At 70.2% G+C, this 13,479-nt stretch carries 13 protein-coding genes; 2 read left to right on the top strand and 11 right to left on the bottom strand.

Going from position 1 to position 13,479, the window contains the following annotated elements:
* Nucleotides 1-391 precede the first annotated feature (391 nt).
* From ABZX79_RS21715 to ABZX79_RS21705, 3 genes are read right to left on the bottom strand one after another with little or no spacing between them, the layout of a single operon-like run.
* Nucleotides 392-1,573: a dipeptidase gene (locus ABZX79_RS21715; protein ID WP_355259972.1), complete on the bottom strand. Its 1,182-nt coding sequence runs from the start codon at nt 1,571-1,573 to the stop codon at nt 392-394.
* A complete protein-coding gene (gene purE, locus ABZX79_RS21710; RefSeq protein WP_355259969.1) occupies nt 1,570-2,106 on the bottom strand; it encodes a 5-(carboxyamino)imidazole ribonucleotide mutase in 537 nt (178 codons plus the stop codon). The genes ABZX79_RS21715 and purE overlap by 4 nt, the downstream gene beginning before the upstream one ends.
* Nucleotides 2,103-3,221, bottom strand: coding sequence for a 5-(carboxyamino)imidazole ribonucleotide synthase (locus tag ABZX79_RS21705; RefSeq protein ID WP_355260094.1), 1,119 nt, complete (start codon nt 3,219-3,221; stop codon nt 2,103-2,105). Before ABZX79_RS21705 ends, purE begins: the two co-directional genes overlap by 4 nt.
* 202 nt (nt 3,222-3,423) lie before the next feature.
* Between ABZX79_RS21705 and ABZX79_RS21700 the strand changes: the two genes are divergently transcribed.
* Nucleotides 3,424-3,942, top strand: coding sequence for a GtrA family protein (locus ABZX79_RS21700; protein ID WP_355259966.1), 519 nt, complete (start codon nt 3,424-3,426; stop codon nt 3,940-3,942).
* On the opposite strand, the gene ABZX79_RS21695 is transcribed toward ABZX79_RS21700, so the two are convergent.
* Both ABZX79_RS21695 and ABZX79_RS21690 read right to left on the bottom strand, forming a co-directional pair.
* The gene (locus ABZX79_RS21695; RefSeq protein WP_355259963.1) at nt 3,935-5,200 is read right to left on the bottom strand and encodes an ATP-binding protein; all 1,266 of its coding nucleotides are present in this window, start codon (nt 5,198-5,200) and stop codon (nt 3,935-3,937) included. The two genes, ABZX79_RS21700 and ABZX79_RS21695, sit on opposite strands and share 8 nt — an antisense overlap.
* Nucleotides 5,201-5,215: 15 nt before the next feature.
* Nucleotides 5,216-5,896 carry a response regulator transcription factor gene (locus ABZX79_RS21690; protein ID WP_355259961.1) on the bottom strand — a complete coding sequence of 227 codons (681 nt, stop codon included), beginning with the start codon at nt 5,894-5,896 and terminating at the stop codon, nt 5,216-5,218.
* A gap of 393 nt (nt 5,897-6,289) precedes the next feature.
* Here ABZX79_RS21690 and ABZX79_RS21685 point away from each other — a divergent pair, with 393 nt between their 5' ends.
* Nucleotides 6,290-7,789, top strand: coding sequence for an oligopeptide:H+ symporter (locus tag ABZX79_RS21685; protein WP_355259958.1), 1,500 nt, complete (start codon nt 6,290-6,292; stop codon nt 7,787-7,789).
* Nucleotides 7,790-7,880: 91 nt separating this feature from the next.
* Here the strand turns inward: ABZX79_RS21685 and ABZX79_RS21680 are convergent, their stop codons facing one another.
* From ABZX79_RS21680 to ABZX79_RS21655, 6 genes are all read right to left on the bottom strand, one after another.
* Nucleotides 7,881-9,239, bottom strand: coding sequence for a hypothetical protein (locus ABZX79_RS21680; protein ID WP_355260091.1), 1,359 nt, complete (start codon nt 9,237-9,239; stop codon nt 7,881-7,883).
* Between the two features lie 14 nt (nt 9,240-9,253).
* Nucleotides 9,254-10,321 (bottom strand): hypothetical protein, encoded by a 1,068-nt coding sequence (locus ABZX79_RS21675; protein ID WP_355259955.1) that lies wholly within the window; start codon nt 10,319-10,321, stop codon nt 9,254-9,256.
* Between the two features lie 191 nt (nt 10,322-10,512).
* Nucleotides 10,513-11,445, bottom strand: coding sequence for a hypothetical protein (locus ABZX79_RS21670; protein WP_355259952.1), 933 nt, complete (start codon nt 11,443-11,445; stop codon nt 10,513-10,515).
* Between the two features lie 8 nt (nt 11,446-11,453).
* A complete protein-coding gene (locus ABZX79_RS21665) occupies nt 11,454-12,143 on the bottom strand; it encodes a peptidase (RefSeq protein WP_355259949.1) in 690 nt (229 codons plus the stop codon).
* A 175-nt stretch (nt 12,144-12,318) separates the two neighbouring features.
* Nucleotides 12,319-12,816, bottom strand: coding sequence for an ATP-binding protein (locus ABZX79_RS21660; RefSeq protein ID WP_355259946.1), 498 nt, complete (start codon nt 12,814-12,816; stop codon nt 12,319-12,321).
* A 194-nt stretch (nt 12,817-13,010) separates the two neighbouring features.
* Complete coding sequence (locus ABZX79_RS21655; protein WP_214972804.1) at nt 13,011-13,379, bottom strand: STAS domain-containing protein; 369 nt, start codon at nt 13,377-13,379, stop codon at nt 13,011-13,013.
* Nucleotides 13,380-13,479: the final 100 nt, after the last annotated feature.

The raw sequence follows: 13,479 nt of genomic DNA, 5'->3' as shown, positions 1-13,479 counted from the left end.
GCTACCCGAACGTTCGGCGCCCGAGGAGACGCCGCAGCGCGGCACCGACCCCAGAGCCCTCGCGAAACGACCACCGCCCGACGGACGGAGTCCGGCGCAGCCGCACGAAGCCCGGAAGGCCCCCGGGCCGGACGGCGCGAGCGCGGCATCCCAAAACAGCCGCCGCAGCGCGGCACCGACCCCAGAGCCCTCGCGAAACGGCCACCGCCCGACGGACGGAGTCCGGCACCCCAAAACAGCCGCCGCAGCGCGGCACCGGCCCCGGGCCTTCGCGTCCCGGCACACCAGGCGGCAGTTTGCCGTCGGGCGGGGTGGAAAAATCAGGCCGTCCGGCGATTGAGGGACGGGGTTCGGGGCCGCGCCCCGCGGGGCGCCGGTGGGAGTGGCTGGGCTACGTGTCCAGTTCGGGGAGTGTTGCGTTTGACGGGGGGCGGTGTTGGAGCGTGGCGGCTGTCGATTGGGCGTCGCGTAGGGTCCGTACCGCGTTGTGCCAGGTTAGTTTCGCTACGTCGGAGTCCGACCACGCGCGCCGCAGCAGCTCCGCGATCAGGTTCGGGTAGCCGGCCACGTCCTCCAGGCCGGCGGGGGTGAACGCCGTCCCGTCGTAGTCGCCGCCGATGCCGACGTGGTCGATGCCGGCGACCTCGCGCATGTGGTCGAGGTGGTCGGCGACCGTGGCCACCGTCGCGACCGGACGCGGGTTCGCGTCCTCGAAGGCGCTGTGGATCTTCATCGCGTCCGGCGTCATCGCCAGGTGGTGGAAGCCGTGCGCGCGCATGTTCTCGTCCGCGCGCCGCGTCCAGTCCACCGCCTCCGGCAGCACGAACTTCGGCACGAAGGTCGCCATGGCCACACCGCCGTTGGCGGGGAGGAGTTCCAGAACGTCGTCCGGGATGTTGCGCGGGTGATCGCAGACCGCCCGGGCCGAGGAGTGGGAGAAGATCACCGGGGCCACGGTGGTGGCCAGGGCCGCCCGCATGGTTGTGGCTGCCACGTGGGACAGGTCCACCAGCATGCCTATGCGGTTCATCTCGCGGACGACCTCGTGGCCGAAGGGGGACAGGCCGCCCACCCCCGGCTCGTCCGTCGCCGAGTCCGCCCACGCGATGTTGTCGTTGTGGGTGAGGGTCATGTAGCGGACGCCCAGCGTGTGCAGGGCACGCAGAGTGGCCAGGGAGTTGTTGATCGAGTGGCCGCCCTCGGCGCCCATCAGGGAGGCGATCCGGCCCTCCCGCCTGGCCGACTCCATGTCGTCCGCCGTCAGGGCTCGTGCCAAGTCCTTCGGGTAGCGGGCCAGGAGCTGCGTTACGGCGTCTATCTGTTCCAGGGTGGCGCTGACCGCCTCGTCCCCGGCCAGGTCGGAGCGTACGTACACCGACCAGAACTGCGCGCCCACGCCGCCCGCCCGCAGGCGGGGGATGTCCGTGTGGAGGTGCGCCGACTGGTCGGTGGCGAGGTCGCGCCGACCGATGTCGTAGCGGACCTGCTCGCGCAGCGCCCACGGCAGGTCGTTGTGGCCGTCGACGATCGGGTGGGTGGTCAGCAGCTGCCGCGCTCGGGACAGTTCGTTCACTTGCCGAAGCCGAACGCGTCCGCGCCCTGCGCCTTCGCGCGCAGCCGCTTGCCCTTCTCCGTCGCCTGGTCGTTCAGCTCCTGCTGGAACTCCCGCATGCGGGAGAGGAGGTCGCTGTCGTGCGTGGCCAGGATGCGCGCCGCCAGCAGGCCCGCGTTCCGCGCGCCCGCCACCGAGACCGTGGCCACCGGCACGCCCGCCGGCATCTGGACGATGGAGAGGAGCGAGTCCATCCCGTCGAGGTACTTGAGAGGCACCGGTACGCCGATGACCGGCAGCGGCGTCACCGAGGCCAGCATGCCCGGGAGGTGGGCAGCGCCGCCCGCGCCCGCGATGATCACCTTGAGGCCGCGGGCGTCCGCGTCCTCGCCGTACGTGATCATCTCGCGGGGCATCCGGTGCGCCGAGACGACGTCGACCTCGTACGGGATCGAGAACTCGTCCAGGGCCTTGGCCGCCGCCTCCATGACGGGCCAGTCGGAGTCCGAGCCCATCACGATGCCGACTACGGGGGCTGCAGCAGGGGTCGTCATTCGGTGATCGTTCCTCGCAGGTAGCCGGCGGCATGACGGGCGCGCTCCAGCACGTCGTCGAGGTCGTCGCCGTAGGTGTTGACGTGGCCGACCTTGCGGCCCGGCTTCACGTCCTTTCCGTACATGTGGATCTTGAGCTGCGGGTCACGCGCCATGCAGTGCAGATACGCCTGGTACATGTCCGGGTAATCGCCGCCGAGGACGTTCGCCATGACCGTCCACTTGGCGCGCGGGCGCGGGTCCCCGAGGGGGAGGTCGAGGACGGCGCGGACGTGGTTCGCGAATTGGGACGTGATCGCGCCGTCCTGCGTCCAGTGGCCCGAGTTGTGCGGGCGCATCGCCAGCTCGTTGACGAGGATGCGGCCGTCTGTCGTTTCGAAGAGTTCCACGGCCAGGTGGCCGACGACGCCCAGCTCGCCCGCGATGCGCAGGGCCAGTGCCTGGGCCTGGCCGCCGAGCTCCTCGGAGAGGCCGGGCGCGGGGGCGATCACGGTGTCGCACACGCCGTCGACCTGCTGCGACTCGACGACGGGGTAGGCGACGGCCTGGCCGTGCGGGGAGCGGACGATGTTCGCCGCCAGTTCCCGTACGAAGTCGACCTTCTCCTCCGCGAGGACCGGGACGCCCGCCTTGAAGGGCTCCTCGGCGTCCTTCTCGCTGCGTACGAACCAGACGCCCTTGCCGTCGTATCCGCCGCGGGTTGTTTTGAGGATCACCGGGAAACCGCCGGTTTCGGCAGCGAACGCCGCCGCGTCCGCCGGGTCGCTCACGATGCGGTGGCGCGGGCAAGGCGCTCCGATCTGCGTGAGCTTCGCTCGCATTACGCCCTTGTCCTGGGCGTTCACCAGTGCGTCGGGCCCCGGCCGGACGGGGATGCCGTCCGCTTCCAGGACCCGCAGGTGCTCGGTCGGGACATGCTCGTGATCGAAAGTGATCACATCGCAGCCGCGCGCGAAGGCACGCAGTGTGTCCAGATCGCGGTAGTCGCCTATGACGACGTCGCTGACGACCTGGGCCGCCGAGTCCTGGGGGGTGTCACTGAGGAGCTTGAATCTGATGCCGAGGGGGATGCCCGCCTCGTGGGTCATACGGGCGAGCTGACCGCCACCGACCATGCCGACTACGGGGAACGTCACACCTCCAGGGTATCCGCAGGCCCGCGGCGCCTTGTCCGCGCGTTCCGCACGCTCTGCGTCACAGCCCCGCCACACCTCGATGGTGCCCGCAGGCATGTGCCGGGGGCGCCTGGTTAGCATGGCTGGGTTGACGACATGACCGATCGTTGACGACATCGACCGAAACGGGGCTGCGATCACCATGAGTGGACGGGACGGCGGCCCCTTGCGAAGGCGCCTGGAACAGATCGGGCGCGAGTTCGCGAAGTTCGGCGCGGTCGGTGGACTGGGGCTGCTGGTGGACCTCGGGGTCTTCAACCTCGTACGCCACTTCACGGACCTCCCCGTCGTCCGGGCGAGCATCGTGGCCACCGTCGTCGCGATCGGCTTCAACTACCTGGGCTTCCGCTACTTCACCTACCGGGAGCGCGACAAGAACCGCAGGACCAGGGAGCTCACGCTCTTTCTGCTGTTCAGCGTGATCGGCCTGGTGATCCAGAGCGGTGTGCTGTACGCCGCGACGTACGGCTTCGGCTGGGACAGCCCGCTCCAGAGCAACCTCTTCAAGTTCCTCGGCATCGGCATCGCCACCGTCTTCCGGTTCTGGTCGTATCGGACTTGGGTCTTCCAGAAGCTGCCCGTGGTGGGTGGCGATGCCGTCGGGACCGCGGAGTCCTTCCTGGACGACCCCCGGGACGCCCGGATCGACCGCGTCACCTGACCGTCGGCTCCGGCTCCTGCTTCGGGCGCGCCACCCTGCTCAGGAAGAGCGCGAACACCGGCGGCTGCTGCTGGAGCATTTCCAGCCGGCCGCCGTCGGCCTCTGCCAGGTCGCGCGCCACGGCCAGCCCGATCCCGGTCGAGTTACGGCCGCTGATGCTGCGCTCGAAGATCCGCGCGCCGAGTTCCGCGGGTACGCCGGGACCCTCGTCGGTCACCTCGATGACGGCCTGATTGCCGGTGACGCGGGTGCGCAGGGCGACCGTACCGCCACCGTGCATCAGCGAGTTCTCGATCAGCGCGGCCAGCACCTGAGCGACCGCGCCCGGTGTGCCGACCGCCCGCAGGCCCTGCTTGCCCGAGTGCACGATGGCGCGGCCCGCGCTGCGGTAGGCCGGGCGCCACTCCTCGATCTGCTGCTTGACGACCTCGTCGAGGTCGAACGCGACGGCGGAGCCGGTGCGCGGGTCGCGTGAGTTGGTGAGCAGCCGCTGTACGACGTCGGTGAGCCGCTCGACCTGCGTCAGCGCGATCGTCGCCTCCTCCTTCACCGTGTCCAGGTCCTCGGTGAGGGTGATCTCCTCCAGCCGCATGGAGAGGGCTGTGAGGGGGGTACGGAGCTGGTGGGAGGCGTCGGCGGCCAGGCGGCGTTCGGCGGTGAGCATCCGGCCGATGCGCTCGGCGCTGGAGTCGAGTACGTCGGCGACCCGGTCGAGCTCCGGTACGCCGTACCGCTTGTGGCGGGGCCGTGGGTCGCCCGAGCCGAGGCGTTCCGCGGTTTCGGCGAGGTCGGTGAGCGGGGAGGCGAGCCGGTTCGCCTGGCGTACGGCGAGGAGGACCGCGGCGATCACGGCGAGCAGCGCCACCGCCCCGATGATCATGAGCGTACGGCCGACTTCGTCGGTGACGGTGGAGCGGGACTCCTGGACGGTGACTTTCTCGCCCGACTTGCTGCGCGCTACGCCCGTGATGAGGCTGCCCTCGGGGCGTTCGCCGATCTCGATGGGGGCACGGCCCGGGATCTCGATCCGGGCGTACCGCTCGGGGTGGATCTGCTCCTCCAGGACACCCGGGTTGACGCTCTCTTCGCCGAGGATGCGGCTCTCCACGACGCTGATCAGGCGCAGCGCCTCGGAGTCGACGCTCTCCTGGGCGCTGTTGCTGATGGTGCGCGTCTCGACGAGGACCAGGGAGACGCCGAAGACGGCGATGACGACGAGCACCACGGCGAGCGTGGAGTTGATCAGGCGGCGGCGCATGGCTGTGTGTGTACGTCAGCTCTTCTCGAAGCGGAAGCCGACGCCCCGCACGGTGGCGATGTAGCGCGGGTTGGCGGCGTCGTCGCCCAGCTTCTTGCGGAGCCACGAGATGTGCATGTCGAGGGTCTTGGTCGACGACCACCAGGTGGTGTCCCAGACCTCGCGCATCAGCTGGTCGCGGGTGACGACGCGGCCGGCGTCCCGGACGAGGACCCGCAGCAGGTCGAACTCCTTCGCCGTGAGCTGGAGTTCCTCCTCGCCCATCCAGGCGCGGTGCGACTCGACGTCGATCCGTACGCCGTGGGTGGCGGGCGCGGGGGCGTGATGATCGCTGGCGCCGCGCCGCAGGAGGGCCCGTACGCGGGCGAGGAGCTCGGCGAGACGGAACGGCTTGGTGACGTAGTCGTCGGCGCCGGCGTCGAGGCCGACGACGGTGTCCACCTCGTCGGCGCGGGCGGTCAGCACCAGGATCGGGATGGCGTGGCCCTCGGCGCGCAGCCGGCGGGCGACCTCGAGGCCGTCCATGCCGGGCAGCCCCAGGTCCAGTACGACGAGGTCGACGCCGCCCTGGAGACCTGCGTCCAGCGCGGAGGGGCCGTCCTCGCGCACCTCGACCTCGTAGCCCTCCCGGCGCAGGGCACGGGCCAGCGGCTCCGAGATGGATGCGTCGTCCTCGGCCAGCAGTACACGGGTCATGGGGTGATGGTAGTCCGCGTGGGGTACGGGGAGGGGCCGGTCGGTGGATGATCGTTCTGTCCTGCGGCTGTGGGATGCGATCCTGGTATCGACCTTGGAATCAGGACCGTTGGTTCCTGCTCGCCCTGTGATCCATCTCTCAAGTCCTTCCATATGCACCGGTGTCGTGCCGTATGGTGGCGAGTCGTCTGTAGCAGGACCGAGAGGCCTTTGGGTGACGAAACACGCCAAAGGGCTCTTTTCTGTGCGGGATCGGCATCGCCCGCCATGGCATCGCCTGCCCGGACAGTGAATGACCTGTCGGCCGGGCCGTCGCGTGCCGTCGGCCACCCCCCACACCGGGCGCGCACCCGCTCACGAGGCGGACGCGTCCCGAGCGAGCAAGGATCCACCATGGCGTCCAGCCTGACGAAGGACTCGGCCAGTACTCCTGGCGTCGAGAGGACCTTCCTCGGCCACCCCCGCGGCTTGGCCAACCTGTTCATGACCGAGATGTGGGAGCGCTACAGCTATTACGGCATGCGCGCCCTGCTCGTGCTCTACCTGTCGGCCGCGGTGGCCGACGGCGGCCTCGGCTTCGACGCGGGCACCGCCATCGCCATCTACTCGGTGTACAACGCGATGGTCTACCTGCTCGCCCTGCCGGGCGGCTGGTTCGGCGACCGTGTCTGGGGCGCCCGCAAGACCGTGGCGGTCTCCGGCACGATCATCATGATCGGCCACTTCCTGCTGGCGCTGCCGACGGTGGTGTCGTTCTTCATCGGCCTGGCGTTCATCGCCGCCGGTTCCGGTCTCCTCAAGGCCAACATCTCGACGATGGTCGGCCACCTGTACCGGGACAAGAACGACCCGCGCCGTGACGGTGGCTTCACGATCTTCTACATGGGCATCAACCTCGGTGCCTTCGTCGCCCCGCTGACCATCGGCTGGGTCGGCCAGAAGGTCAACTGGCACTACGGCTTCGCCATGGCCGGTGTCGGCATGGCCATCGGCCTCGCCTTCTACTTCCTCGGCTTCCGCAACCTGGCGCCGGAGTCGAGTGAGGTCCCGGCGCCGCTGTCGGACGCGGACCGCGTCGGCATCATCCGCAAGGCCCTGATCTGGCTGGCCGTCGCAGGCGTCGCGTACACGCTCGTCGGTCTCAGCGGCCAGTTCACGATCGACTGGGTGCTGTGGCCGCTGACCATCCTCGGTCTGGTCCTGCCCGCGTTCTACATCATCCGCATCAAGCGCGACAGCGACCTGAGCGCCGTCGAGCGGTCGCGGGTGTCGGCGTACGTCTGGTTCTTCGTGGCCGCCGCCGCCTTCTGGGGCATCTACGACCAGACCGGCTCCACGCTGACCCTGTTCGCCAAGGACAACACCGCCAGCTCGATGCTCGGCTTCGCCTTCCCGGAGAGCTGGTTCCAGTCGCTGAACCCGCTGTACGTGATGGCGCTCGCCCCGGTCTTCGCCTGGCTGTGGGTGGCGCTGTCCCGCCGCAAGAAGGAGCCGAGCACCCTCACCAAGTTCGCCTTCGGCCTGGTGATGATCGGCGCCTCGTTCTTCGTGATGATGCTGGCCCAGACGGCGTCCTCGGGCGACGTCAAGGTCACCCCGCTGTGGCTGTGCTCGGTCTACCTGATCCAGACCGTCGGTGAGCTCACCCTCTCCCCGGTCGGCCTGTCGCTGACGACGAAGCTGGCCCCGGCCAAGTACGCGTCCCAGATGATGGGTGTCTGGTTCCTCGCCGTGACCGCGGGATCCTCCGTGATCGCCCTGCTCCAGCTGATCGGCGCGCCGACCGACTCCGAGTGGTGGTTCGCCAGCCAGGGCGCCATCGCGATGCTCGGCGGGTTCGCGATCTTCATGTACCGCAGGAAGGTGCAGCCGCTCATGGGCGGCGTGCACTGACACGTACGTACTGACGTACGCGTACGAAGGGCCGCCGCACCGGATTCGGTGCGGCGGCCCTTCGCCGTTGTGCGGCGCTTTACGCTGCTGGTCAGCGCTTCAGCAGTCGCCACGGGGTGAACGTGAACACCGCGCCGCCCAGCAGGATCACCGTGCCCGCGACCAGGCCGAGCGCGCGCAGGCCGCCGTTGTCGGCGGCGCCGGTGTCGGCGAGGCCGCCGCCGGAGTCGGTGCCGCCGCCGGTGGTGGATGTGGCGCCGCCGGACGAACCGCCGGCCGAGCCGCCTGGGGAGCCGCCGCCCGACGCGCCGCCCGGCTGGGCGGAGGTGTCGAGCTCCAGGGAAACATCCGCCTTGCCCTTGACGGTGCAGGGGATGGTGATCTTCTGGCCGCCCAGGGTTACCTCGATGGTGAGCGTGCCAGGGCTGAGCGTGGACTTGCCGCTGGCACCCGGCTTGTACGTCCCCGTCATGTCCGGCAGGTCCACCGGCTTGCCCTGTTCGAGTGGGTCCTTGTTGGCGGGTCCCGTTACGGGGACGGTGCCCTTGTCGGCGCCGCCGACGGGGATCGCCATGGACGGTTTGAGAGCACCGGCCGGGAGCGCGGCCGGGCTGTCCATGACGCCCTTGGCGGTCTTGACGACCAGGTCGTAACTGCCGCCGTTCTTCTTGGCGTTGATGGTCACCTTGGAGTTGATGCTCGCCGGGCCGGGGGACTTGCACTCGAAGGCTACGGTGACTTCCTTGCCTGGGAAGTCGCTCTGGCCGCCGCCACCACCGCCGCCGGACGTGCTCGTACCGCCGGACGTGCTGGTGCCGCCGGACGCGGTGCTGCCGCCGGAGGAGGCCGTACCACCGGTGGACGCGGTTCCGCCCGTATCGCTGCCGCCGGATGTCGTGCCGCCGGACGTACCGCCGCCACCACCGTCCGTGACCTTGATGGTCGCGGCGGCCTTGACCGTCTCCTTCGGCGTGCACTTGGTGTCCGTCGACATCGGCTTGCTGACGTTGATGTTGTACGCGTCGGGCGTCAGCGTGATCTCGCCCGCCTTCTCCAGCTTCAGCTTGCCCTTCATGTCCGGCAGGACCATCGGGCTGTTCTTGGGGATCGGCGGGTTCTGGCGCGGCCCCTCCATCTTGAGGTCCGCGGTCGCCGCCCCGCCCACCTTGATGGTGCCGGTCGGCTTGACGGTGTCCTTCTCCAGGTCGATGACGTCGGGGTTCTTGGAAGCGGCCTCGACCGTCTTCCACACCACCTCGACCTCGTCGCCCACCTTGGCCTCCGTTGGTGCGGTGATCTGCACCTTCGTGGTGCCCTGTACGGGCGGCATGCCGGAGATCGGCGGGGGTATGCACTCGGTCTTGAACGAGACTTCGGCTGCTTGCGCGGGACTCGCCGCGAGCAGGATTCCCGCGCCGCCGAGCATCAGCGCGACGCCGGCCGCGCTCATCCTCCGTTGCGTGGTCACGAATTTCCCTTCGTCGTCGGACTGTTCTGGGACTGGGGCTGGGACCGGGACGGTGCGGAGATCGGGGTGTGCGGACCGGGTGCGGTGTCCGGGGTGAACCACGGCAGGGCGGGGGCGGCTGTCGCCTCTTCGCGTGGCGTACGGGTTCGGGCCGGGAGGCGCACCGGGCGGTGGCGGCCCGGCGTACGCGGCCGTGCTGGCCTTAGCGGCCGGACCCTGTCGACGACCGCCATGCCGATACGGAACACCGCCGCCGGGACGACGACGCACAGCAGGACCCAGAAGAGCGTGACGCCCCACGGCCGCCCCACGCCCCACGGCTGCTCGGCCAGCACCTTCTGCCCGTACTTGAGCGAGACGAGGTAGTCGCCGTGCGCGCCGGCCGACAGCTGGACGTCCAGGGCGACGCGGGCCTTCTTGCCGGGCTGGATGGTGCCCCGCCACTGGCGTTCCTCCCACTGCGGGGCGAAGACGCCGTGCGAGGTGCCGATCTGGAAGACGGGATCCTTCACCGGGTCGGAGCCGAGATTGCCGACGGTGACGACGAGTCTGCGGGTCTGCGGGGCGCCGAACCAGGTCAGTACGGAGCCCGAACCGTCGAGCCGGGCGGCCGCGAGCACGGCGAGCTTTCCGCCCTCGCCGGGCTGCGGGAGCGGTGCGACGGGGTGGCCCGCGACCTTGAACTCGGTGTCCGCTGCGGCCGGTTCGTTGCCGGTGACCGTCGCGACGTGCACGACGCACGGGCAGGGCTTGGGCGGCTCGGCCACCGGCATCTTCTTGCGGAAGGCGCCTTTGGCGTCGGTGGTCACGGCGCGGCCGTCGGAGTTCGCGCAGGAGTTGGTGCCGCCGATCACGCCTCTGCCGGGGGCGGACTGGCCGCAGATCAGCATCATGAGGAGCGTTTTGGGCCGCCACCCTTTCCCGCTGACGGTGATGTCACCGCCCTTGCCGGCCTCCTGCTGGGAGAGCGTGACCTCGGGCGGCTTGTCGGCGCTGGCGGCGGCGCCGGTGCTGGCGGCGGGAAGGAGAACCAGCACGGCCAGGAGCGCAAGCAGGAGCGCCATGGCCGACGGGGTACGAGCAGGGGTCTTTCCCTCCCGCCGCCCCTTCCAACAACGGGGGGCAGGCCCCCAGCCCCCCGACGCCCGCTGCGCGGGCGGGAGGAAGCCGCTGGGGCTTCGCCCCCGCACCCCCGCACGCGGCATCTCCGCGCCGGGCCGGGCGTGGGGTTCGGGGCGGTCAGGGGTCGCGGCGGTCACGTTGTTGCTCCTGCCTGCGCCAGGTGCCGTTCGGGTTTCGTTGGGGGTTGGGTATCCGTCGTCGGTGGTTTGCCGTGGCGGCGGCGTACGACGCGCCACGCCGCCCCTCCCCCGGCTCCCAGCACCAGTACCAGCAGCGCCGCGCCCGTCACCGTGCCCCAGGGCACGAACGATGCCGACGCCGTCGCCTCACCCCGGGCGCCGCCTGCCGCGGTCGCGGTGAGGCGTACGGTCACCGAGTCGAGGGCGGGGGCGTCGGGCCAGGGTTCGGTGCGTTCCACGCGTTCGCCCGGGGCGAGGCGCTCCGGCAGGGTGCGGGGCGATCGGTACAGCAGCTCGCCGCCGACGAGGCCTTCGGCGCGGACGGCCAGGCGCGGGGTGAGGGTGGTGTTGCCTCGGTTGACCAGTGCGTATCCGATGACCGCGCCGTCGCCGCGCGAGCGCACCGTCACGTCCTCGACCGTCAGCGCCGCCAGCCTCGGGCCGCTGACGCGCAGGTGGACGCGTACGTCCGTCTCGCGGCCCGCGCCCGAGGCGACGATCGCGCCGGGGTGGTCACCGGGCGCCGCACCCGGCGGCACGGTCACCGTGAAGGGGACCTCCGCGCGGGTGCGCGGAGGGATCTTCACCTCGGGGGTGGCGAGCACGATCCATGCCCCGGCGCCCTCGCCCGTGCCGCGCAGCCCGACCGTGTGAGGTTTGCTGCCCGTGTTGGTCAGCGCCAGCTTGTCCTCGAAGACCGTTCCGGCCACGCCCTCCAGGTAGAAGTACGGTCTGCCGTCGCCACCACCGCTGCCGCTCGGGGCCGCCGTCCAGGCCGGCCCCCCGTCCGCCGCGGCGACGGACGGGGGCAGAGAGACGGCAACGGCGACCACAGACGCGGCGGCGAGGAGACGGACCGCGTGAGTGACACTGCGCGGCGACTGCACGGGCCGCTTCAGCCCGTGGGCCGCTGGCCGCGCCGGGTCAGCCACAACGCCCCGGCCGCCCCGGTCAGCAGGACCGTGCCGCCGAGCGTGCCCAGTGCCAGTGCGGAGTCCAGCGGCCCCGTCTTCGGCAGCTCGCCGGGGCTGCCGCCGGACGCGTTCTGCGACGTATCGCCCGAGGAGTCACCGCCGCCCGCGCCCTTGACGTCGAGTTCGAGCGACGGCTTGGGGTTGTTGGAGGGGGTGCAGGTGGTGGTCGTACCGAGCGCCTTGATGGTCAGGACGGACGCCGTGAAAGTGACCTTGCCGGTCTTGGCGGAGGTGTACGTGCCCGTCAAGTCGCTGATTTTGATCGGGGTGTTGGCGGGGATGGCCGCCGGGTTCGGCGGGCCCGACACCGGCACGCTGCCGCTGTCCGCGCCGCCCAGCTTGATGACGGCGCTCGGCTTCATCGCCCCCTTGCCCAGTTCCACGGGGCTGGACGAGACGCCCTTCTGGAAGGACATGGTGAGCTTGTACGCGCTGCCGCTCTTGACGGCCTTGATGTCGATCGGGGAGACGGCCCCCTTGTTCCCGATCGGCGTCTTGCACTGGTAGTTGACGTCCACGACGTCGGCATGGGCCGCGGGGGCGGCCAGCAGCACCACCGAGCCCGCAACCGCCGCCGCCAGCGCGAGAGTTGTCCGCTTCTTGTACGACACCTCTAGTCCCCTTATGCCGGAAGCCTCAAGTTACTGACGACACATCAGATTGGGCGTCAAGGTACGCCTGAGGTCTTGCGGGGGGAAGAGAAAGTGCACGCCGGTCCGGCGTGCACTTGAATAACCGCGAACCGCCGGTAACCCCCAGCCGGGGGACCGCGCGGTGGACTGCCGACTACGCCGGAGCGGCGAGTTCCGCCCAGACCGTCTTGCCGGTGGACTCCTGGGTCCGCTCGACTCCCCAGTCCAGGCAGAGCCGCTGCACGATGAACATGCCGTGGCCGCCGGGCCGCCCGGCCCGGTGCGGCGTACGCGGGGCGGGCTGGCCGGTGCCACGGTCAACGACCTCGAGGCGCAGCACTTTGCCGTCGCACGCGACGCGCAGCTCTTCGGGCCCCTCGGCGTGCAGGCAGGCGTTGGTGACCAGCTCGGAGACGACGAGCAGGACGTCCTCGGCAGCGGCCCGCCGGTCGGCCGACGAAGCGGGGAGCCAGCCCCAGTCGTACAGCGCCTGGCGGGTGAAGTCACGAGCGAGCGGCACGATGCCGCTGGCACTGGTCAGCGCCAGGGAACGCCCCTGGCCGGCGGCGGGCACGGCAGAGGCCGAGGCAGAGCCGTGGCTCGCCGACCCCGGGCCGAGGTCGCCCGACTGAGGCTGCCGGGTGGTGCTCATCAGCGCTTCACCTCACCGATTCGCCAATTCATCAATTCATCGCTGCAAGGACGGCGGGGGCATCCGAGCCCCCTGGGGTCGACAGGGTCAGAGACCTCCTGCCCGGCCGAACGGTGAGAACACCCACTTTTTCGGGACGGACGTGTGACGCGGGTAACCAAACCGGTCAGCAGGAGGTGCCACTGAGGCGGAAGTCACTCTTCCAAAGCGGCTTCGAGTGACTCGTGGACAGTGAAGACGGCCTCGGCCCCGGTGATCTCGAAGACCCTGGCCACCACTGGCTGCATCCCGGCCAGGTGAACCCCTCCCCCGGCCGCTTCGGCCTTGAGGCGAGCACCGAGCAGCACATTGAGCCCGGTGGAATCACAGAACTCGAGCGCCGAACAGTCGATGACCAGGCGCGCACGCCCGGCTTCAAGGGCATTTTCCAGAGGTTCACGGAGCAGCTCGGCGGTGTGGTGATCGAGCTCACCCGCCGGCGTGACAATCTCGCTCTGACCCTCGGTCCGAACTGCGACCCGGAGCCGACCCCGGTTCGCGCTGCCGACCGTCCCGCGCTCCATGTCCGTCTCGTCCCTCTTCGCAGTCGTGACTGTCATTGACGTGCCAGAACCCTACGCCTTCTCCACGTCGTTCGGTACCCGAAGACCCCTTCAATACTAG

It is taken from the genome of Streptomyces sp. NPDC002994 (genome assembly GCF_040611155.1).
Lineage (GTDB): Bacteria > Actinomycetota > Actinomycetes > Streptomycetales > Streptomycetaceae > Streptomyces.
The sequence above is the reverse complement of the archived record's forward strand: the minus strand, read 5'-3'. Positions and strand labels throughout refer to the sequence as shown.